21 protein-coding genes are annotated in these 22,759 nt (G+C 26.4%); 16 read left to right on the top strand and 5 right to left on the bottom strand.

All coding sequences use genetic code 11. The features are described from left to right. Positions 1-85: 85 nt before the first annotated feature. Complete coding sequence (locus tag GFJ41_RS02310) at positions 86-535, top strand: hypothetical protein (protein ID WP_170074497.1); 450 nt, start codon at positions 86-88, stop codon at positions 533-535. A 25-nt stretch (positions 536-560) separates the two neighbouring features. Beyond that, positions 561-3,710 carry a DEAD/DEAH box helicase gene (locus GFJ41_RS02315; protein ID WP_170074498.1) on the top strand — a complete coding sequence of 1,050 codons (3,150 nt, stop codon included), beginning with the start codon at positions 561-563 and terminating at the stop codon, positions 3,708-3,710. Between the two features lie 89 nt (positions 3,711-3,799). Here the strand turns inward: GFJ41_RS02315 and GFJ41_RS02320 are convergent, their stop codons facing one another. Then, on the bottom strand, positions 3,800-5,398 hold the full coding sequence (locus tag GFJ41_RS02320; RefSeq protein WP_170074499.1) for a peptide chain release factor 3: 1,599 nt from the start codon (positions 5,396-5,398) through the stop codon (positions 3,800-3,802). A 259-nt stretch (positions 5,399-5,657) separates the two neighbouring features. Here GFJ41_RS02320 and GFJ41_RS02325 point away from each other — a divergent pair, with 259 nt between their 5' ends. The 3 genes from GFJ41_RS02325 to GFJ41_RS02335 all read left to right on the top strand — a co-directional run bounded on the left by GFJ41_RS02325 (position 5,658) and on the right by GFJ41_RS02335 (position 8,106). Beyond that, positions 5,658-6,326 carry a YkgJ family cysteine cluster protein gene (locus GFJ41_RS02325; protein WP_170074500.1) on the top strand — a complete coding sequence of 223 codons (669 nt, stop codon included), beginning with the start codon at positions 5,658-5,660 and terminating at the stop codon, positions 6,324-6,326. A 141-nt stretch (positions 6,327-6,467) separates the two neighbouring features. Then, a complete protein-coding gene (locus tag GFJ41_RS02330) occupies positions 6,468-7,301 on the top strand; it encodes a metallophosphoesterase (protein WP_170074501.1) in 834 nt (277 codons plus the stop codon). Positions 7,302-7,398: 97 nt separating this feature from the next. After that, entirely contained in the window at positions 7,399-8,106 is a 708-nt protein-coding gene (locus GFJ41_RS02335; protein ID WP_170074502.1) for a YybI family spore inner coat protein, read from the top strand. 76 nt (positions 8,107-8,182) lie between these two features. Here GFJ41_RS02335 and GFJ41_RS02340 read toward each other — a convergent pair whose 3' ends face one another. After that, positions 8,183-8,830: a ferredoxin-like domain-containing protein gene (locus GFJ41_RS02340; RefSeq protein WP_170074503.1), complete on the bottom strand. Its 648-nt coding sequence runs from the start codon at positions 8,828-8,830 to the stop codon at positions 8,183-8,185. Between the two features lie 121 nt (positions 8,831-8,951). Between GFJ41_RS02340 and GFJ41_RS02345 the strand changes: the two genes are divergently transcribed. The 3 genes from GFJ41_RS02345 to GFJ41_RS02355 all read left to right on the top strand — a co-directional run bounded on the left by GFJ41_RS02345 (position 8,952) and on the right by GFJ41_RS02355 (position 11,578). Continuing rightward, complete coding sequence (locus tag GFJ41_RS02345) at positions 8,952-9,371, top strand: MarR family winged helix-turn-helix transcriptional regulator (protein WP_029878171.1); 420 nt, start codon at positions 8,952-8,954, stop codon at positions 9,369-9,371. 80 nt (positions 9,372-9,451) lie between these two features. After that, a complete protein-coding gene (locus GFJ41_RS02350) occupies positions 9,452-9,847 on the top strand; it encodes an HsmA family protein (RefSeq protein WP_021432642.1) in 396 nt (131 codons plus the stop codon). Between the two features lie 66 nt (positions 9,848-9,913). Next, positions 9,914-11,578, top strand: coding sequence for an ABC transporter substrate-binding protein (locus GFJ41_RS02355; RefSeq protein ID WP_170074504.1), 1,665 nt, complete (start codon positions 9,914-9,916; stop codon positions 11,576-11,578). A 65-nt stretch (positions 11,579-11,643) separates the two neighbouring features. Here the strand turns inward: GFJ41_RS02355 and GFJ41_RS02360 are convergent, their stop codons facing one another. Next, positions 11,644-12,198 (bottom strand): TetR/AcrR family transcriptional regulator, encoded by a 555-nt coding sequence (locus tag GFJ41_RS02360; RefSeq protein WP_035116547.1) that lies wholly within the window; start codon positions 12,196-12,198, stop codon positions 11,644-11,646. Between the two features lie 273 nt (positions 12,199-12,471). On the opposite strand from GFJ41_RS02360, the gene GFJ41_RS02365 reads away from it, so the two are divergent. Continuing rightward, positions 12,472-13,320, top strand: coding sequence for a DegV family protein (locus GFJ41_RS02365; RefSeq protein WP_170074505.1), 849 nt, complete (start codon positions 12,472-12,474; stop codon positions 13,318-13,320). 76 nt (positions 13,321-13,396) lie between these two features. Beyond that, positions 13,397-16,399: a helicase C-terminal domain-containing protein gene (locus GFJ41_RS02370; protein WP_170074506.1), complete on the top strand. Its 3,003-nt coding sequence runs from the start codon at positions 13,397-13,399 to the stop codon at positions 16,397-16,399. 73 nt (positions 16,400-16,472) lie between these two features. Here GFJ41_RS02370 and GFJ41_RS02375 read toward each other — a convergent pair whose 3' ends face one another. Continuing rightward, positions 16,473-17,213: a tyrosine-protein phosphatase gene (locus GFJ41_RS02375; RefSeq protein WP_170074507.1), complete on the bottom strand. Its 741-nt coding sequence runs from the start codon at positions 17,211-17,213 to the stop codon at positions 16,473-16,475. A gap of 155 nt (positions 17,214-17,368) precedes the next feature. On the opposite strand from GFJ41_RS02375, the gene GFJ41_RS02380 reads away from it, so the two are divergent. Continuing rightward, positions 17,369-17,734 carry an ArsR/SmtB family transcription factor gene (locus tag GFJ41_RS02380; protein ID WP_021432649.1) on the top strand — a complete coding sequence of 122 codons (366 nt, stop codon included), beginning with the start codon at positions 17,369-17,371 and terminating at the stop codon, positions 17,732-17,734. A gap of 2 nt (positions 17,735-17,736) precedes the next feature. Continuing rightward, positions 17,737-18,108, top strand: a complete 372-nt coding sequence (locus GFJ41_RS02385; protein ID WP_021429165.1) for a NifB/NifX family molybdenum-iron cluster-binding protein — start codon at positions 17,737-17,739, stop codon at positions 18,106-18,108. Positions 18,109-18,312: 204 nt separating this feature from the next. Here the strand turns inward: GFJ41_RS02385 and GFJ41_RS02390 are convergent, their stop codons facing one another. After that, on the bottom strand, positions 18,313-18,765 hold the full coding sequence (locus GFJ41_RS02390; RefSeq protein ID WP_035116544.1) for a hypothetical protein: 453 nt from the start codon (positions 18,763-18,765) through the stop codon (positions 18,313-18,315). Positions 18,766-19,154: 389 nt separating this feature from the next. Between GFJ41_RS02390 and GFJ41_RS02395 the strand changes: the two genes are divergently transcribed. From GFJ41_RS02395 to GFJ41_RS02410, 4 genes are all read left to right on the top strand, one after another. Then, positions 19,155-20,858, top strand: a complete 1,704-nt coding sequence (locus tag GFJ41_RS02395) for an ABC transporter ATP-binding protein (RefSeq protein WP_170074508.1) — start codon at positions 19,155-19,157, stop codon at positions 20,856-20,858. Positions 20,859-20,960: 102 nt separating this feature from the next. After that, positions 20,961-21,569, top strand: coding sequence for a DUF975 family protein (locus tag GFJ41_RS02400; protein ID WP_053832345.1), 609 nt, complete (start codon positions 20,961-20,963; stop codon positions 21,567-21,569). Positions 21,570-21,680: 111 nt separating this feature from the next. Continuing rightward, the gene (locus GFJ41_RS02405; RefSeq protein WP_035116542.1) at positions 21,681-22,295 is read left to right on the top strand and encodes a hypothetical protein; all 615 of its coding nucleotides are present in this window, start codon (positions 21,681-21,683) and stop codon (positions 22,293-22,295) included. Continuing rightward, on the top strand, positions 22,256-22,504 hold the full coding sequence (locus GFJ41_RS02410; RefSeq protein ID WP_021432655.1) for a hypothetical protein: 249 nt from the start codon (positions 22,256-22,258) through the stop codon (positions 22,502-22,504). Before GFJ41_RS02405 ends, GFJ41_RS02410 begins: the two co-directional genes overlap by 40 nt. Positions 22,505-22,759 lie beyond the last annotated feature (255 nt).

Genomic DNA, 22,759 nt, shown 5'->3' on the forward strand with positions numbered 1-22,759 from the left:
TATTTGTGGAAAACTTATGAAATGGTTCGCAGATGTAGTCGCTCAAGCGAAGCGAATTTTTATAGAATATAAGGAGTTGGAGAGTATGTTTCATATAGAAATAGGAAATGTTGAAGGAAGAGGATATAAGGAGTTTATAGATTTGGTAACAAGTTTATCTGATAAGTTTTTATTGGTTGAAAGAAATGATATGAGTTCAAGTGACAATCTAATAAATGTTCTAAAAAAATTAGAAAGTTCATTAATAGATATGAAAGAACAATCTGAATGGCCAAGTGCTATGTTGACTGAGTCAACAGCTAAAGTTTATTATTATAAAATAGATGATAATTCTAAAAATGTATTAAAAGAAGAAGTTGATTCATTATTTTCTTGGGAGCAGCCTGAATTACCTGAAGATTTATGCTTTATAAATGGGGATGAAAGTTGGATAAGTACATCATCTCATGAAGGGTATTGTGATATAATCTCAGAAGATAAGTATATTATTGATTCTATTTTAAGAATAGAAGGAGTAGAAAAAAGATTTTTTTAATAATAATTAAAATAAGAGGTAGAAAATGAAAATTAAAAAGGGGATATATGAACAAGTAATATCTAATAAAATACATGAAGAACTTAAAATTAGGGAAGATGAAATAAATATATTTAAAGAGGAAATAGAAAAAGAAGAAGCTAAAGTAATTCTTTCTAAATATTTACAAGAAGTAACTAAAAAAAGCTTAAATCTAATTAAAAACAAAGATATAAATAAACAAATTGAGATATGTAATCAAATAATAAATTATTTATCTGAGCAAGTAGAAGATAAAGAAATAAAAGAAAATAATATACATAAAGATGGAGAAATATTATTAAGTGTAGAAGAAAAAATAAATAAATCTAAAATAAAAAACAATAATATAAGACCACTAACTCCTATATCACAAAGCTATTTATTTACAAATTCTAATAATGAACCAGATTTAATAAGTGAATTAAAAAGAGAAATATTAAGTAGTGATAATATAGATATATTAGTATCTTTTATAAGATGGAGTGGACTGAGGCTTATTAAAGATGAACTTATAGAACATACACAAACTAAAAAACTTAGAATAATAACTACTTCATATATGGGAGCAAGTGAATTTAAAGCCATAAAGTTTTTATCAGAACTTCCAAATACAGAAGTAAAAATATCCTATGATACACAAAGAACAAGGCTACATGCTAAAAGTTATATGTTTAATAGGAACACAGGATTTACGACAGCATACATTGGGTCATCGAATATATCAAAAGATGCAATGACAACAGGTCTTGAATGGAATATGAAAGTTAGCGAAAAAGATTCTAAAAACATAGTGGATAAATTTAAAGCTACATTTGAAAGTTATTTTAATGATGAAGAATTTAAAACTTTTACAGAAGAAGATGAAGAAAAATTAAAAACGGAACTAAAAAAAGCTAGAGTAAGTGAGTTGAAAAATGAAAATAACGATATAGTTAATATTGATGTTAGACCTTATCATTATCAGCAAGAAATACTAGATACTTTAAGTGTTGAAAGAGATGTACTAGGGCACAATAAAAATTTGGTTGTAGCAGCAACTGGAGTTGGAAAAACTGTTATATCTGCATTTGATTATAAAAATTTTAAAAGTCAAAATAAAGGTAAAGTAAATAGATTACTATTTATTGCACACAGGGAAGATATATTATCACAAAGTCTTAAAACTTTTAGAACAATACTAAGAGATAGAAATTTTGGGGGATTATATAGTGGTAATTTTACACCTAATAATATAGATCATGTATTTATGACTATACAAACATTTAATTCTAAGAAGTTTGATGAATGTTTAGATAAAGAGTTTTATGATTTTATAATAATAGATGAATTCCATCATGCAAGTGCACCTAGTTATCAAAAGATATTAGAACATTTTAAACCTAAGGTATTATTAGGCCTTACTGCAACACCTGAAAGAATGGATGGAAAAGATGTTTTAGAATATTTTGATGGAAGAATAAGTAGTGAAATGAGATTATGTGAAGCTATAGATAAAAAGTTATTATCTACATTTCAATATTTTTGTATAAGTGATGAACTTGACTTAAGCAAACTTAAATGGTCAAAAGGTGGGTATGACAATAAAGAACTTACAGAATTACTTACAATAGATAAGTTAAATTCTAAGAAAAGAGCAGACTTAGTTATTAGAAGCTTGCATGATTATATATCAGATATTGATGAAGTAGTTGGACTTGGATTTTGTGTAAGTATAGAACATTCAAATTTTATGGCTAATTATTTCAATGATAAAAAAATACCTTCAGTTACCATAAGCTCAAAAACCACTAAAGATGAAAGAGATAAAGCAAAATCAGGCCTTATAAACGGAAAGTACAAATTTGCCTTTGTAGTTGATTTATATAATGAAGGTGTAGATATCCCAGAAGTTAATACAATACTATTTTTAAGACCTACTGAAAGCTTAACTGTATTTTTACAACAGCTAGGAAGAGGACTTAGACTTAGTGATAACAAAGAATGCTTAACAGTACTTGACTATGTAGGACAAGCACATAAAAATTATAATTTTTATGAAAAGTTCTCATCAATAGCAAGAAAAAAAGGAAAAGTTCTAAAAGAAGAAATAGAAAATGGATTTATAACACTACCTAAGGGTTGTCATCTTCATATGGAGAAGCAAGCTAAGGAGTATATATTAAGAAATATTAATTCATTTATAAATAATAAAATAACTATAACAAATAAAATTAAAACTTTTGAAATTGAAAGTGGTAAAAAGTTAAACTTAGAAAACTTTATAGAATTTTATAATATAACGTTAAAAGAAATTTACAAAACTAAAAATAGTTTTTATAGACTTTGTGTAAATGCAAAAGTTAAAGAAGATTTTTCTGATATAGATGAAAAATATTTAAGTAGTGGAATGATTAGACTTACAAATACTGATTCTGTAAAACTTCTTAAATTTTGGATAGAAACATTACAAAATTATAAAAATGAAAATAAAATTGCGAATTTAACTGATAGTGAAGAGCAAATGTTACTTATGTTGTATTATACTTTGTATACTAAGAGCCCTAAAGAATTAGGTATAAACAATATAATTGAGTTTTTAAAAAGATTGTATTCTAATAGATTAATGTATGAAGAAATTTTAGAGGTACTTAAATACAACTTAAATCATATAAAGGTAAAAACATTAAGTGATGGACTTAAATTTGAAAGTAATTTAGAAGTTCATTCAACTTATACTAAAGAACAAATACTAGCAGCATTTGGGAAAAATACTATAGATAAACAATATCCTCTTAGAGAAGGTGTTTTATACATTGAAGAAATAAAAACAGATATATTTTTAATAACTTTAAATAAAGTCGAAAAACATTTTTCTCCATCTACTATGTATGAAGATTATGCTATAAATGATAAAGTATTTAATTGGCAAAGTCAAAGTAGGACAAGTATAGATTCGCCTACGGGACAAAGGTATGTAAATCACATGAATACAAATAACAATGTATTGCTATTTGTGAGAGAAAATAAAAGAGAAGATGGAATCACATCTCCGTATATTTATTTAGGACCAGCAGATATAGTAAGTTATAGTGGTAGCAAACCTATAAATATTGTGTGGAAGCTTAAAAATACATTGCCTGCAAGTATTGCTGTCAAAGTAGAAAAAGCTTTGTAAAAAATACACTTAAAAAAACATAGAGAATGTGTGGAGAATATAAAATTAATCCCCCTATGTAAAAAAAGCAGACGTAGGGGGATTGATATTTATAAAGAAGTTTCTCTTAAAACTAAACCTTCATTTCTTTCAAGAAGATGTCTAATAGACCATTCATTTTGGAATAACAATACTGGATTTCTATTTTTATCTTCAACTAGTATTGTATCCATTGTCATCGAAAGCTTATCTGAATTGAAAGTCTCAGGTTCAATCCAACGTATATAACGGTAAGATAGTGTATTCATCATCATCTCAACACCATACTCTTGCTTTAGACGATATTCTAAAACTTCAAACTGTAAAACTCCAACAACTCCTACTATAAGTTCTTCCATACCAAAGTTAGGTTGTTTGAATACTTGTATAGCACCTTCTTCTGCTAATTGTGTAATACCTTTTACAAATTGCTTTCTCTTAAGAGCATTCTTTGTAGAAACTCTTGCAAAATGTTCAGGAGCAAATTGTGGTATACCAGTGTACTCAAGCTTTGATTGTTTTTCACTTAAAGTATCACCAATATTAAATATACCTGGGTCGTGTATACCTATAATATCTCCTGGATAAGCTGTATCTATTATAACACGGTCTTGTGCCACAAACTGTTGTGGTTGAGAAAGTTTTATCTTCTTATTTCTTTGAACATGATTTACGGACATACCTTTTTCAAATTTACCAGAGCAAATTCTAAGGAATGCAATTCTATCTCTGTGAGCTTTATCCATATTAGCTTGGATTTTAAATATAAATCCTGAGAAGTTATCAGAATTAGGGTCTATATCACCTAAGTTACTGCTACGAGGCATAGGTGGTGGTGTTATCTCTAAAAATGACTCTAAAAATGGTTCAACACCAAAGTTAGTAAGGGCACTTCCGAAGAATACAGGAGATAATTCACCATTTAATATTTTATCTAAATCAAAATTATCACCAGCTATATCTAAAAGTTCTATATCTTCTAGTAATTTTTCATGAAGAGCATCACCTAATAAAGTATTGAATTTTTCATCAGTTACCTCTCCAGTTATAGACTTAGCAATAGATTGTCCGTGGTTACCATCATCAAATAATTCTATTTGATTTTTATGACGGTTAAATACACCTCTAAATTCTTTACCAGAACCAATTGGCCAGTTTACTGGGCAAGAACGAATTCCTAATACATTTTCAATATCTTCAAGTAGTTCAAATGGGTCTTTTCCTTGACGGTCCATTTTATTTATGAATGTGAAAATTGGAATTCCTCTCATTTTACAAACGTGGAATAATTTCTTTGTTTGCTCCTCAACCCCTTTAGCAGAGTCAATAACCATTACTGCACAGTCTGCTGCCATAAGAGTTCTATAAGTATCTTCACTGAAATCTTGATGTCCTGGAGTATCAAGAATGTTTATGCAAAAGTTGTTATATTCAAATTGAAGAACACTTGATGCAACAGATATACCTCTTTGTTTTTCAATTTCCATCCAGTCAGATACTGCATGTTTTTGAGATCTTCTTGATTTAACAGATCCTGCTTCACGAATTGCTCCACCATATAGTAGAAACTTTTCAGTTAATGTGGTTTTTCCTGCATCGGGATGGGAAATGATTGCGAAAGTTCTTCTTCTTTTAACTTCATCAATCAAGTTTAAATTTTGTTCTGTCATTTTTTATCATCCTTTATTTTAATTTTATGATTATCCAAATATAAAAAAACTATAACCCTATTGATATTATAATTTTATTGCAAAACTGTCAATATAGAAACGGACTAAATTATAGCAATAAGGAGATTTATTTAAGCTTTAAAATTAAATTAAAAGAATGATATTTTATTTTGAATAATATAGAAAATATATTAAGTTGTAAGTAAATTTTTAGTATAATAATACTTATTAAGTATTTTAAAGAAAGAGGAAAAAGTAAATGAGATCGATAAATATACTAGAAGAAATTTCAGATGGGAAATTATATGATATTGAAGATATAGTAAAAGCAGATACATGTGGTTGTGATGGATGTAATGATTGCTGTCGTGATGTCGGAGAATTAGTAGTTCTTACGCCTTTTGATGTATATGAAATGGTTACATATTTAGGAGTTAAGTTTGATGAACTAATAGGACAAAACATTGAATTACGTCAAAATAATAAAATTTTATTGCCGTATTTAAAAATGAATGATGATAACAAAAACTGTAGCTTTTTAAATAAAGAAGGAAGATGTACTATTCACTCTAAGCGCCCGAATATTTGTCGCTTATTTCCACTTGGAAGAGTATATAAAGATGATGATTTTAAGTACTTCTTACAGGTAGGAAACTGTCCCAAAGAAGATTTAAAGGATATAAAAGTAAGACAATGGGTAGGAATCGATAACTACGACGAGAATAAGAAATTTATATTAGAGTGGTATAAGTTTATTAAAGCACTAACTTTCCGTTTGAAGTTTGTTAGAGATGAAAAAGAAATTGAGGAAATTAATAAAAGCTTATTAGATAATTGCTATAGTGTTGAAATAGAAGAAGGTAAAGATTTTTATTCTACATTTATGAAAAATCTACCTGAGGTAAAAAATAAACTAGGAATTATTTAGTTCAATTATATTAAGGCTGTAAATAGATTTATGAAAAAATAAACTATTTACAGCTTTTTTTATAATTGAAATGTAACATATATGTAATATAAAAATGATAAATTTATATTTATTAAAAGGCAATAAAAAAGGAGATAGAATTTGAAATTACTAAACAAAATATTTAAACTAATAATTTTAACAATTATTATATGTTTGCTTATGTTTTCATATGCAAGATACATAGAGCTTCCTATGTTAAGGGTTAAAAATGTAGATTTGAAAGTTAAAGATATAAAAGATTGTAGGATTGTACTTTTTACAGATACACATTTTGGGAAACTATACTCTCAAAGTAATATAGATAAGATAGTTAAAAAGATAAATAATCAAAATCCAGATATTGTTATATTTGGAGGCGATCTTTTAGATAATTATGCAAGGGATTACTCTTTACTAGATACTGATAGTCTTCAGAAGAGTTTAAGTAAAATTGAAGCAAAATATGGGAAATATGCCGTGTTTGGAAATCACGATTATGGAGGTGGAGCTTCTAGAGTATATGAAAAATTTATGAGTGGAGGTGGATTTAAAGTTCTAAAAAACGAAAATTCATATATAAATGATTTAAACATAATCGGATATGATGATTACTTGCTTGGAAATACTAAAAAATCTGATTACAAAATTGAAGAAAATAAATTCAAATTAGTAGTCACTCATGAACCAGATGTTGTGGAATTAATGACATCTTCAAGCAAGAATTTTATTCTAAGTGGGCATTCACATGGAGGTCAAGTAACTATCCCATTTCTAACAGATAAAATACTTCCAGTAGGAGCACGTAAATATGTTAAAGGACTATACTCAGAAAAGAATGTAGGAATAAATGATAGTACAAAAATGTATGTCAGTAGCGGGATTGGCATGACAAGCATTCCGTTAAGGTTTTTAAATCCTCCAGAAATTGTAGTATTTAATATTTCAGTAAATTAGAATTCAGTTGTATTACATGATAGTGAATTTTTATAGTAACTAAAAAAATCATATAACATAAAATAATATAATTGAAAAATCTAATTGGAGGATAACTATGAATAATTCAACTGAAAAAGTTATGGTAGATTTTGCAAATGGCAATATAACTGGGGAACATTCAAAAGATGATGTAATTTTAATAGGTATTTCACCGTATAAGGAGAGTTCTTATGTAGATGAAATAGAGATTGTTTTAAATCAAGAAAATGGAAATTCTATATCAATTGATTTTCCATATAGCGGATATGAGATGCAACTTTTTTTAGGGGATTTTACTGGAAACAATAGATCAGACATAATGGTAAGAGGCGGGTTTGGAGGATCTGGAGGCTTTGAAATAGGGGTTATATATAAATATGAAAATGGAAAGTTAATAGAGATTTTTAATCAAAATTCATTTTATGATAATAATAAGTGCCAAGCAGCTTATAAAGATAATTATAAGTTGACCATTAATTGTGGAGAAAATAAATACTCATTAAATTTAGCTGCAAGGCCTAAAGAATATTTGAATTTAATATATAATCCAGATGGAAAAGTTAAGTCTACATATGAACCATATGTAGATGCTCCAAGTGCTATACTACCTACAATACAAATATATAATAATTTTTATGAACTTATTATTTTGCAAAGAGTAGTTGGATTAGTAAACTCAGACACTTTAGCATCAATACAAACTTTACTGAGTGTAGAAGATAGCAAAAGTAATATAATATACAAAGGTTTATTATTCTTACCGGGGGAAGGAACTGAAAACTAAAATATTAATAATATAAAAAAGTCTGAAAATATAAGTTGTATTTTCAGGCTTTTTCATGTTAGGTAAAATTTTTATGTTACAGATTAGATTTGAAATTTTCAAAACCTATTCTATCTATAAACTCTCTAAGTTTTTCTTTTGAATTAGCATTTGACTGATAATAGTTAATAATACTTTTAAAAAGTTTATATGTGCTTTTTTCATCTAAGTCAGATGCTAGTACATATCCAGATTTAGGACTGGTTCCAGCACAACCTCCAACAGTTATAAACAGCTTACCATTTGAATCAGCTAAAATACCTATATCTTTAACATATGCACTTACACATGAGTTTTTACAGCTAGATATTGCTATTTTAGTTTTTGAAGGTAATTCTATACCGTAAAATTCATTTACTATTTTCATATAGATGCCTATTGTAGGGTATTTACACATTCTACAAAAATTAGAAGTACAAACTGTTATATTCGTTAGCAAGTTTTTGCCTTTAGGAACACAATCAAAATTTAAATCGTCTATAACTCTTTGTAAACTTATCTCCTCAATATTTATTATTGAAATTTTTTGGTTAGTTCCAATTTTAAGTACACCATTATATTTTTGTGCAATCTCACCTATATGAATTATATTTTCAGGTGATATAAATGGAGTTTTAAAATTGGGGGTTATAGTAAACTTATCTTTTGTGCTTAAAGTTTTTTGTTTTTTAATAAATTTCTCCATATGTAAAAATCCTTTAATTTGTTTTAATATTCTTTTATATACTTTATATAATACATAAATAAATGTATTATATAAAGTATATAAAAGAAACAATATATTTGTAAAGATGGAGGTAATTATAATGAGCGATTCATTTGAAATATTAATGTTAATAAAAGAGATATATTCAAAATCTATGTGTAAGATAGAGGCAGGATTATCTGAAAGTGGGTTAACTCATCAACAAATAATGGTATTAAAATTAGTTGCACACAATAAGGAAATAAATATAAGCCAAATTTGCAATGAAATGTATCTATCAAAAGGAACAGTATCTGGTATTGTTAATAGACTTGAGCAAGCCGATTATATAAAAAAGGTAAAATACGATAATGATAAAAGGAACACTTATATACAATTTTCTACTAAAGGACTAGAATTTGCAAAATATTTTAGAAGAAAATCAGAAGAAACTTTTGGAAACTTATTTGATAATTTAAATGAAGATGAAAGAACTGAAATCATTAAGTCGTTAAATTTATTAAAAAATAAATTAAAATAATTGTTTGACAAAATATAATCTCGGGTATAACATTATTATAACAAAATAGTTTGCATGCAAACTAATAAGGAGGAACAATTATGAGTTTTAAATTAATAGCGGCTATAACAGCTATAACATTAGCTTTAGTATTTTATACAATAGGTGTATTTAGTGAGAGAAAAGCTAAGGTTTTAAAGAAAAATCATGTAATAATTTTTTATTTAGGTTTAATTTGTGATACAACAGGTACTTTTTTAATGAGTCAAATTGCTAAAACAGGAGTTAGTGGAATTTCACCAACTGCAGAAATGATACATGGTATCACAGGGACTATAGCAATATTATTAATGCTATTTCATGCAGTTTGGGCTACTTGGGTACTTTATAAAAATGACAAAGAAAAACAAAGAGTATTCCATAAATTTAGTATATTTGTTTGGTGTATATGGTTAATACCTTATGTAATAGGAGCAATAATTGGAATGTCACATTAATTTTTAGGAATTTTTATAGGCCCTCCTAAATATAATTATAAAAATAATTATATTTAGGAGGGTTTTATGGTTCATAGAAAAAGGTTATTAGCATTGTTAACTATATCAACAATAGGAATGTCTAGTTTAGCTGGGTGTACATCAAATCAAGGTACGACAGGATCAAATAATTCAGGTAAGGAAGCTGATCCATATAATGTGCTTGCAAATAAAAATGCAAGAATAGCTATAAATATGGCTATAGATAAACAGGAATTATGTGATGTTATATTAAATAATGGATCTGTTCCAGCTGATTACTTTGTACCTAATGAGTTAGCTATAAACAAAGATGGAAAAGACTATAGAGATGTTGCTGGGAAAATTGGATATTCTTATAATGGTGAAGAAGCTAAAAAGTACTGGGATAAAGCAAAAGAAGAAGTTGGATTTGGTACTGTAACTTTAGAGCTAGTAACTTTTGATAGTGATACAAGTAAGCGACAAGCTGAGTTTATGCAATCTGAGCTTCAAGAAAATTTACCTGGATTAACAATAAAAATCAAAACTCAACCATTTAAGCAAAAAATAGAGTTAGAGCAAAAAGGTAAATTCCAATTAGCTTACGCAGGATGGGGAGCAGATTACCCAGACCCTCTAACATTTTTAGACACTATGATGAAGGGTGTAAGTTATGCATCTAATACAGGTTATAAAAGTGATGAATATAATAAATTAGTAAATGAAGCAAAAGCAATGCCAGAACAAAATGAAAGTTGGAAAAAATTTGCTGAAGCTGAAAAACTTATGTTAGAGGATGCATATATTGCTCCATTAATTCAATCAGGAATGGCTTATATGCAAAAGGAATATGTAAGCGATATGTTTAAATTCCCTACAGTTCCATGGTCATATAAGTGGGCAGATGTTGATAAAGAGAAAAAACAATTAAACTTAATAAGTACTTCTGATATTCCAACTATAGACCCAAGTAAAGCTACAGATACTGTTTCATTTGAGGTAATGACTAATACTATGGAGGGATTAGTTAGAATAGACAAAGAAAACAAAGCTATACCAGGAATTGCAGAAAGCTGGGAAACATCTGAAGATGGATTAACATGGACATTTAAATTAAGAAAAGATGCTAAGTGGTCAAATGGGGATGAAGTTACTGCAAAAGACTTTGAATACTCATGGAAGAGAACTTTAAATCCAGAAACAGCATCGCAATATGGATTTATAATGCATGATATAGTTGGTGCAAAAGAGTACAATTTAGGAGAAAATAAAGATCCTGATTCTGTAGGAGTAAAAGCTATAGATGATTATACTTTAGAAGTGAAATTAGTAAGACCGGTTACTTATTTTGATAAATTAATGGCATTTGGAGTTTATTTACCTCAAAATCAAAAATTTGTTGAATCTCAAGGAGATACATTTGGAACAACAGCTAAGTCTACTTTATACAATGGACCATTTACATTAAGTGAATGGAAAATAGAAGATCATTATTCAATGACAAAGAATCCTACTTATTGGGATAATTCAGCTGTCAAATTAGATGAGATAAATACAAAGATAGTTAAAGATGCGAATTCAGCGCTTAATCTATATGAAACAGATGCAATAGATAGAGTAGGTGTTACATCTGAAAACGTTGATAAATATAAAGATTCTAAGGAATTTAAAACTATGAAAGATTCATCAACTTATTTCTTACAAATTAATGCCGGCAATCCTCAAAAATAAATAAAAATAAAAATAGGTCTAACACTAATTAGTGTTAGGCCTATTAAGTATTATCTTATATTTAACTAATACCAATTTGTAACTAAAAAATCAGCTATATTTTCAAATGGTAAGTTTTCAGTTTTTAATAATCCTTGAAGAACTAATCCATCAACTATAGAAACTAGTAAGAATGAAAGAGCTTCAGCATCTTTTGAACTTATTTTAACAATTTCTGATTTTAATGTATTACGCCATTCTATATATTTTAATTTTATTTGTTCTTTTAAAGTATCATTCCCTGTAATAGCTTCACAAAGAATGTACATGTGTATTCTACCTCTATCTTCTATATCGGAGATTTTCTCCATTATTAAGTTTATCATTTGCTCTTTTGGATTATTTGGATCCATACCTTGAATACATTGGAGTATAGATTCACTGATTGCATTTAAGTGAGTATTGGCAATTTCAGAGATTAATGCATCTTTTGATGAGTAGTGATAATATAAAGTACCTTTACTTATATTTACTGCTTTTGCTATATCAGATAAACTAGTATTTTTAACTCCGTTTTTGGTTATCAATTCTGTTGCAGATAATAAAATATTTTCTTTCATATTAGTATTATTTGATTTCATAAAGTCAACCTTTCTACAATTAACTGCTATTTTAATAAAATAATTATAAGCTTATAAATTTTTATTGTCAACAAAGTAACATATAGCAAAAATACGTTTAAAATAAGGTTTTTTGAGTAACCAGCAAAGTCTTTGGAGATATGAAAAGTTAGAAGACGTAATACATCGAGAGAAGAGAATTTTTTATGATTGACTTTAATATAAATCAAATGTACAATTAAATAAAAGATATATCGGCCGACCGGCCGACTGAAAAAATAAGGAGATATATGAATGAAAAAAATCAAGATAATAACAGATAGTTCTTGTGATTTAAATAAAGAGTTAGTACAGAAATATAATATAGAAATAGTAAAGTTAAATGTTTCATTTGGGGAAGATACTTACGCTGATGGAGATATGGATAGTGATGCATTTTACAATAGAATGGCAAGTTCAAAGGAACTTCCTAAAACATCGTGTCCATCACCTGAAAAGTTTGTAAATGTATATGATTGTGAAGAAGAAGAAATTTTAGTTTTAACTTTATCTTCAAAGCTATCAGCTACATATTCAACAGCGGTACTTGCAAAAAACATGTTTGAGGAAGATAATAATAACAAAAGAATAGAAGTGATTGATACTGCTAATGGATCAGTTGGTCAAGGGCTTTTAGTTATTAAAGCTGCTCAGTTAGCAGAGGAAGGGAAAAATTTAGATGAGATAGTGAAGACTATAGAAAGTCTAAAAGAAAAAGTTACTTTTTATGGTTCACTTGAAACACTAGAAAATGCAATTAAAGGTGGTAGAGTAAATCCTTTAGCTGGAAAACTTATAAATGCATTGAATTTTAAAGTTATAATTCAAGTTATAGATGGAATTGTAAAACCTGTTGATAAAGCAAGAGGGGATAGTAATTCAATTAAAAAAGTTATAGAAAACATATATAAAAATATTAGTAGTGAAAAGAAATATAGTTTAGCAATAGGTCATTCTAATTGTAAAGAAAAAGCATTAAAGGTTAAAGAGATTATGTCAAAAGAGTATGATTTTAAAGATATAACAATAAGTTCGGTTGGATCTGTTATGGGAACATATACATCAAAAGGTGCAATATTAATAGGTATATTAGAAACTGTCTAATTAATTAGACAGTTTTTTGTTTTTTATATATTTTAAATGGTATAATTAAGGTTATTCTAAATGGAGGAGGTATTATATGAAAAGCATATTAAATGATGTTGTATACTTAAATATAGTAACTAGTGGATTAAACCCTAATACCTCTGAAATAATAGAAATTGCAGCTATTAAAGTTATAAATAATGAAGTTTTTAAGTTTAATACTTTGATTAAACCTTATGAGGAAGTTCCTGTAAGTGTATTTGGGACTTGTAAAAACCTTAAGCAAAATGATTTAGATAAGGCACCTACTATATATCAAATAAGAAATAAATTTATAGATTTTATAAAAGACTGTCCTATAATTTGTCATGATTTAAAATCAAAAAAGTGCTTCTTAGATAAATATATTTTTGAAAATAAAAGATTAAAAAATGAACTTTTAGATTCTATGCAGCTAGCTATTATTTTAGAGCCATTTCATATAAATTATGAACTTAACTATCTTATAAATAAAGTTACAGATATTAATAAACAGGTAAATAATAGAGCATTAAACGATGTTTTACTAAATATACAATTAGTAAATGCTCTTTTGATTAGACTTTGGAAGAGTGAGGAGACTAGATTAGATAAACTTTATTTTAATTTAGAACAATATTTTAAAAGCTCCAATATAAAGTCTTGGGAATGGATTAAATATTTAAAAGAAATAGATGAAAAAAATGAATTTGAACAAAGTGTGTTGTTTGAAATAAATGAAAAAGATTCCCAAGGAAATAGACATAATGTAAATTTATCAAAATATAAAAACTCATATGAGGATTTATTAAAATTAAATGAACTTTGGACAAGCTCTAAAAATTTTAGTTATATATTTAGACCAAAGCAGCATGAATTTACCAAGTTTATAAAAGATGTGTTTAACAGTAAAGAGGATGCACCTAAAATAGGGTGTATAGAAGCTCCTACAGGAATCGGGAAAAGTGTTGGATATCTAATTCCAGCAATTATGGAGTCTTTTTATAATGGAAAGAAAATTGTTATATCTACAGATACAAAAAATTTACAGATGCAACTTATAAACAAAGATATACCTACAGTTTTAAAATCCTTAAACTTACAAAGTAAAATAAACTATGGATGTATGAAGGGTAAAAATAATTACCTATGTAATAGAAGATTGGAAGAATACAAAAAAAGCGTAGTATTTAAAAGTCAAAGTGAATTGCTAGAGTTTTTATATATTCAAAGACTAATTGAAAATGGAGAATATGGAGATATAGAGGAAATTCCTAACAATGTTAAATATATTTTCTCTGAAATAGAAGGGTTAATTTTTAATTTAAGATGTGAATCAGATATCTGTTATCCAGAAAAGTGCATTGAAAGATGTTTTTATAAAAATAGAATAAAAGAATTGAAAAAAGAACATATAACTGTTATTAACCATTCTTTACTTGCAAAATGGCCGTATAAAGAGCAAAAACAATTGGATTATTTAATAATAGATGAAGGCCATAATTTAATGGAAAAAAGCTATGATTTCTTTACCTCAGAGTGTAATAGTATTTTATTAGATAAGTTATTAGATGAATTATATCCTCATAGTGAGATCAATCATAAAAATGTAAGTACTATGGATAAATTTTATATTAGTGTTGCGGGAAAACTTCAACTAGATAGTAATATAAAAGCAAAATTGCAAGAAAAAATAACTTTAGCAAAACAAAGTATAAATAACATACTAAATGGATGTGGAAAGTCTTTAAAGAGTGGGCTATATGACCATTCTTGGGAAATAAATAGGCAGCAAGCTCCCCTTAGCAATGTATCTTTTAAAAATAGAGTGGATATAAGTGGATATATGCGAAGTGAATTTGAAAACATTGTTATATATTTAAAAGAAATATTAAGATCTTTAAACTATATAATAGATCAATGTGAAAAAGAAGGAGAAGATGATAGTTATATATTTAATACAATAAGCGCAAAGACAATGGATATAGATTGCAATATATTAACCATTGAAAGCTTTATAGAAAAAAAGTTAGACAACTATTGTAGGATCATTGATATAAATAATGAATATAAGTATTTTAACATAAGGGTTATACCTATTGATGTAGCTGAAATGTTTGAAAGTATGTTTTTAAGTACTGTAAATACAGTTGTTTTTTTATCAGCAACATTAAATATAAATAATAATATGAGTACGTTTAAAAGAACATTGGGATTAGATAAGCACAAGACTATAGAAAAAACAATTGAGTCTATATATGATTATAAAGGAAAAACTAAAATTTTAGCAATGGAAGAGTTTCCAAAATACAATGCTTTAAATGATGAATTTATAAATGACACTGTGAAGTTGATTGAAAATATATGTGTAAATAGTAATGGACATGTACTAGCTTTATTTACAAGTAAGAATAGATTAGAAAAAGTTTATAAAAAGCTTGTTCATAGATTAAATATTCATAATATAGAACTGTATAAGGATAAATCAGCAGTTAATAACTTAAGAGATTTGAGTAAAAAGTGTGTTGTCTTAGCTTCTAAGAGTTGTTTTGAAGGGGTTGATATACAAGGAGAAGGGTTAACTTGCGTAATTCTTGATAAACTCCCGAATAAAAGTTTGGATGATCCGTTGTACTCATCAATAAGAAGTTTCAAAAGAACTACATATGACGATGTTAACTATCCTCAATTAAGTATAAAAGCTAAACAAGCTTATGGAAGACTTATAAGAAGTAAATATGATTATGGATACTTTATAATCTTAGATATAGGTCACAATAACACCACTATAAATAAACTAAAAAGAGATTTGCATGATTGTGATATAAAAAGAGTTAATACTGATTATGTTATTGATAGTATAAGTAAAGACTTTAAACGTTGGAAGCTAGAAACATTTAGAGAAATTTTAAAAGACATTAAATGTGATATATATAGTCCTATGAAAATAATATATAAAAACAATAACGAAATGAATAGAATTGACTATATAAATGAAGAAGTATCAAAAAGAAATATAGCTTTATATATAAAGGATATAGACATAAAAAATAAAAAGTTAAAAATATCATATAAATAAGATAAAAATAATAAATGAGTTGGGTTTAACGTAAAGCAATTTAAGTTAAAAACAGCTCATTTATTATTTTGAATTAATATAAATATTTAGATTGTAAATTTTTTATATCATTTTTAGTTAAATTAAATTCTTTAAATAAATAATCTTCTGTTGAGTCAAAATCACTATCTATCCTTTTGAAAACTTCATTTATGTAGATTTCATTAACTCCAAATATATATTTTAACTTATCTTTTGGCACATTTTTTAATTCAGGTTGAACTGATAAAATTTCATTTATAGAATCTTTGGCAGATTGATTACTTTTAAGATAATCTTCAACTATAGAACTTCGATTAACTCCTAAAATCATTAGAATTATCGCAGATCCAACCCCTGTTCTATCTTTTCCTGCTGTACAGTGCATAAGAATTGGAAGGTTTGAATCATTTTGCATAAGCTTTACTAGTTCTTTATACGCAGGGTTATTAACTGGTAAATTATAATAAGCCTCTTTTAACAGTTCAAATGCATTGTTTTTATCAAACATATTTTCCATCATTTCTTTTATTGAACCTAATTGGGCTATATTTGACTTTAATTGAGGCATAGCAGGAATTCTTATATAATTTATATTTTCTACTATGTCAGAAGGACTGCTTAATCTTTCACTTTCATCTCTAAAATCAAATATAGTTTTTATGTTTAAATCTTTTAACATTTGTAAGTCGTTTTTAGATAAATTAACTAAATTAGCAGATCTAAAAAACAAACCTTCTTTAACAACTCTTCCATCTGATGACTTGCATCCACCTATATCTCTAAAATTAATCAAAACTATCACTCCTTTATTAAAATAGATACCACAAAAACAAAAAATAAATCTATTAATAAAATAAATTTAAAAGTTTTTGTAAAATGTTGGTTGAAAAAAATAGTTAAGAGTATTATAATCTAATTAAGTAATTACTTAATCAAAAAGAGGTTCATATGGAAAAAGTAGCTAAAATATTTAAAGCTCTAAGTGATGAAACAAGACTTAAAGTTTTATTATTAGTCTCGAAACGAGATATATGCCAAAAAGGTATATCAAAGTACTTAGGAATAACTGACTCATCAGTTTCACAACATATCAAAGTTTTAAAAGAAGCTGAAATAATAACTGGATATAAAGAAGGATATTATGTTTTTTATCATGTAAATGAAAGCGCATTTGATGAATGTATATCTTTTTTTAATTCAATAGGAAGTATAAATAATAATTTATTAGATACTTCAAATATCAAACTAGATAGCACTGATTGTAGCAAAAATTGTAAGTCTATAAGAAAGTGCTGCAAAAGAAGGGAGATTTAAAAATGAAAGTTTGTATACCAGTAGAAGTGAATGAAGGATTAAAAAGTAAACCATTTGGACATTTTGGATCAGCTCCTATGTTCCTAGTTTATAACTTAGAAAATGAGGAATTATCAGAAATAAGCAATGGAGACTTAGGACATGAACATGGTAAGTGTCAACCTATAAAAGCATTATCAGGAAATGTTGTAGACGCTGTAATAGTAGGTGGAATAGGGCAAGGTGCTATTGTTAAATTAAATTCTATGGGAATAAAAGTTTTTAAAGCTCAAGCAGATACTCTTGAAGATAACTTAAACTTATTTAAAGAAAATAAATTAAGTGAGTTCCCAAGTAACCATACTTGTTCTCACGACGGATGTGGACACCACTAAAAAATTTATGAGTATTAATTTACACAAATGAGTGTATAACTAGTATTTAAATAAAAATGTCAGTTTTGGTCAGTATAAATTTACTGACTTTAACTGACATTTTTAATTTTCACTGACAATTAAAATGACACTACTTAAATAGGATACTATATATACTAGTATGGTGGGGATATTAAGAACTATATAAATTTAAAAAGCGGGATTTTATTTTCCCGCATCACTTATAATTTTTCCTAATTCTTTTGAAGCGTTAGAAGCTAGTGAAAATGCATTAATAGCATCAATTAAATTGTCAGGATCTTTAGTTTCCAAATATGATTGAATCTTCAGAAGCGATATTTTGTAAAGATTTAGTATAGATTGCATAGATAGTATGGCATCAGTGTCTTCTTGAGAAAGTTTTGAAACTTTTATATTTAAGTCATTAATTAAAGTTTCTATAAATTTAATATTTTTATTTATTTCATCCTCTTTATAGTTTCCCATAATTACAGATTTAGTTAATAGGTACATATAATTATCGATTATTTCTAAATCTTTAATATATTGATTGTTAACTGAATCTGGAGCGGTAATGCTAAGAGCATGAGAAACATTTATATTACTTGTAAAAATAATTAAAGTTATAAATATAATAATACTAAATTTTTTTAACAATATAATCACACATCCTTTTTTAAATAGTATGTGTAGAAATCAATAAACTATATTGTAGAAAAATTTAACAAAATAAACTTATTTTAAAATATATGTGTTTGAAAATTAGATTTGCAAAAATAAGAAGACTAGAAAAAATCTAGTCTTTTCGGTAAAAAATGCGTTTGTCACGATGATTGTACCCAGAAGGTTAGTTATATTATGTGAATTTTTAAAAATAGATATTCAAAAAAATTAGGAGATTTGTATGAAAGTTAATTTTACTAAATATTATATAGCTTAATCAAACGAATACATTGGACATGACTAAATTTTAATAGTAAACTTAAAAGGTCTATATAATAGGCCTTTTTTAAGTTTTTGAAAAATAAAAAATAGGAGGATTAAGTATGAGGATACTCTTTAAATATGCTCTAGAGTATAAATGGCAGTTTTTTCTTAGAGTGATTACCATATCATTAGTAGCATTAGCAAGTATATGTTTTGATTTTATTATGGGATTTATAGTTGATATATTTGCGAGCGGGCAAGTAGAAAAATTTATCCCAATAGTTACAGTAACTATTGCACTAATAATAATAATGTTTTTTACAGAATATTTAGATGGACTTGTTATGTCAAACTATATCAAAAATACTGTTAATTACTTAAGATGCGATGTGTTTTCTAAATTAATGAATAAAGATATAAAAGATTTTTCTTTGGACAATAGTGGGAAATACATATCAGTATTATATAATGATATAAAATTAATAGAAGATAATTTTCTAAATAATATATTCTTAGTTATATCATCACTGTTATCATTTTTAATTTCTTTATGTGCATTATTTTACATAAGTCCATATATAGTAATATTTATATATATATTTGGAGTTTTAGGATTTATAATTCCTAATGCACTTTCAAAAAAGCTAGTCATAGAAAAAAATGAGTACTCTAAAAATTTAGAAGAAATAACTTCTGTAACAAAAGATTTATTTTCGGGGTTTGAAGTTATAAAAGGATTCAACATAAGCAAAAAAATAAATAAGATTTTCGTTAATAATTCTTTAAATGTGGAAAACTCAAAAAGAAAGTGTTCTATATTAGAAGCGATTATAAAGGGTTTTTCGTTAGCTTTTAGTGTAACTATATATTTAGGAGTTTTAATTTTAGGTGGATACTTAATGTATAAAAAAAGTATATCTGTAGGAACAGCAATAATAATAATTCAACTTAGTACTCATATAGTTGGACCTGTTAAAACTAGTATATCACTTATAAATCAAATAAAATCAGTATCTCTTATTGGTAAAAAAGTTGAAGATATATTAAATGTAAATAATGAATCTGAAGAATCTGAAGAAATAAAGAGCTTTAGAGATTGCATAGATATAAAAGATCTTAATTTTTCATATACAAAAGAACGAAATGCATTAAAAAATATAAATTTAAAATTTGAAAGAAATAAAAAATATGCAATAGTTGGTGAAAGTGGATGTGGCAAAAGTACATTAATTAAGTTAATTATGAGATATTATAATGAATATGAGGGCAAAATAACTATTGATAATAAAGATTTAAATAAAATATATAGTAGTGATTTATATAAAACTATATCTATGATACAGCAAAATGTTTTTATGTTTGATGACTCTATAAAAGAAAACATAAGGTTGTTCTCGAATTATAGTGATGAAAGTGTAATTGAGAGTTGCAAAAGATCTGGAATAATGGGACTTATAAATAGGCTAGAAGATGGTATTGATTCACTAGTTGGAGAAAATGGAAATAAATTATCAGGTGGAGAAAAACAAAGAATTGCAATTGCGAGAGCTTTGATAAATGAAACTAAGATATTAATATTAGATGAATCTACATCAGCACTTGATAATGAAACTGCATATAGTTTAGAAAAATCACTTTTGAATTTAGAAAATTTAACAATGATAGTTGTTACACATAAACTTATAAAAAATTTACTTACTAATTATGATGAAATTATAGTAATGAAAGATGGAATGGTGATAGAAAAAGGAAGTTTTGAAGAACTTATAGATATTAAAGGATATTTTTATAGCTTATATTATATACAAAATGAAAAGATATAATAAAAAATTTATATATGTAATAATTTTCATTATATGTATATAATTGTTTAGTAAACCGAGTTTAAGGTATAAATATTAATAATTGAATATGGAGGTGTAAATATGTTTACAAGAGCAGAGTTAAAAAGTAGTGCAAAGGATCAACTAAAAGGAAGATGGCTTGTAGCAATATTAGTTTTTGTTTGTTATTCAGCTATTCTTCAATTAGCGAATGTAGAATTAACTAACTCTACAGAAGGATCTATGATTGGACTAAGTTTAAATATAATAGGACTTTTAGTTTATGGGTCACTTCAAGTTGGAATCAGTAGATTTTCACTTAAATTAGCACGTAAAGATTCAACTACACAATTTAATGATTTATTTTCAGGGTTTGATGTATTTATAAAAGCATTAGTGATGAACTTTATAATATGGATATGTGTATTTATAGGAACTATATTATTTGTTATACCGGGAATTATAGTAGGAATAATGTTTTCTCAAGCTAATTATATATTAGCAGAAAATCCTGATAAATCAGCTATGGAATGTATAAAAGAAAGCGCTAGAATGATGAAAGGTCATAAATTTGATTATTTTGTTTTAGAGCTAAGCTTTATAGGTTGGTCTATATTATGTGTATTATCACTTGGTATAGGATTTTTATGGCTTGTTCCATACTTTGAAATAACATTAACTAACTTCTATTTAAAAGTAAGCGAACTTTAAAAAAATTATGAAAATAGACTATACTTAAATATAGTCTATTTTTTTATGTTGCAATAATTTGCAATAAATGATATATTTTAAGTAAAAAACTAAAATAAAAGAGGAATTTGTATGTATTTGCCAAATAAAGTAACAAGTGTATTAGCTAAAATAGATAAATCTTATGAAGTTAAATATGTTGATGGAAAAATAACGTCTATATATATAAATGAAAAAGATATAAAAATAGAAGCCTCAAGTAAAGGATACAGTGTTAATTTAAAGGGAGGACCTATATTTTTAAATGACTTAAAATTATTAGAACCATTACTTATAAGAATGGGTGCAATAGAGATGAAAAAGTCAAAATCAAAAAAAGAAAAAGTGTTAAATGATAAGCTAATAGAATTGTTTTCAAAAAAGAAAAATACATTTTCAGTGGAATATATGGATTCTAAGGTTTTATCTATAAAGATGGATGATCCTAACTTAACAATTAAGAAAACTGGAGTAGGATATACCTTAATTGTTAATAATGAAAGTATATCTATTGATAACTTATCTTCTTTAAAAAAGTTACTTTTAAAAATTAATGTTATACAAGATAATAAAGAAACAAAAAAGGAAATAAGTAAAAATAAAAACAATAAACTTTTAATAGAACAGCTTACGCTAGATTTAAATCAAATAAAAAAGGAGAAATATTTATGGGATGCCCAAATTGCAGATGTAACAAAAATAAAATAAGTGAAGAAGAATATAATGAACTAAGAGAGTATTTAGAAGAAGAAATTAAAGACTACAAAATAGTGGATTATATAAATGAAGATAATAAGGCAGATAGGTTTGTAGAAGTGGAGTTCGAGGAGTATATACTTGAATTGGAAAATATTGACACCGAAGATTTAACTTTAGAAAAAATTATAGAAAATATAATAAAAAATAAAATGGTTTAAATAAAGAAGGACATCGTTTGTACGATGTCCTTTTTATATATCTAATTATAATTTATATTAGAAAATTACAACTAGATATTAATATGAAAACAAGTAGTATTAAACCAATTGTTTTCGAAAATATAGATAAACTTATAGAAAATACATACTTCAACTTACGAGGTAAAATTGTAAATACCATGAAGATTGAAAGTCAAATTAAAAAAAATGAAGTTAACATAAGATTAACCTACCTATTAATGAGACATTATATTT

Origin of the sequence: Paraclostridium dentum (genome assembly GCF_012922555.1) — a bacterium.
Lineage (GTDB): Bacteria > Bacillota > Clostridia > Peptostreptococcales > Peptostreptococcaceae > Paraclostridium > Paraclostridium dentum.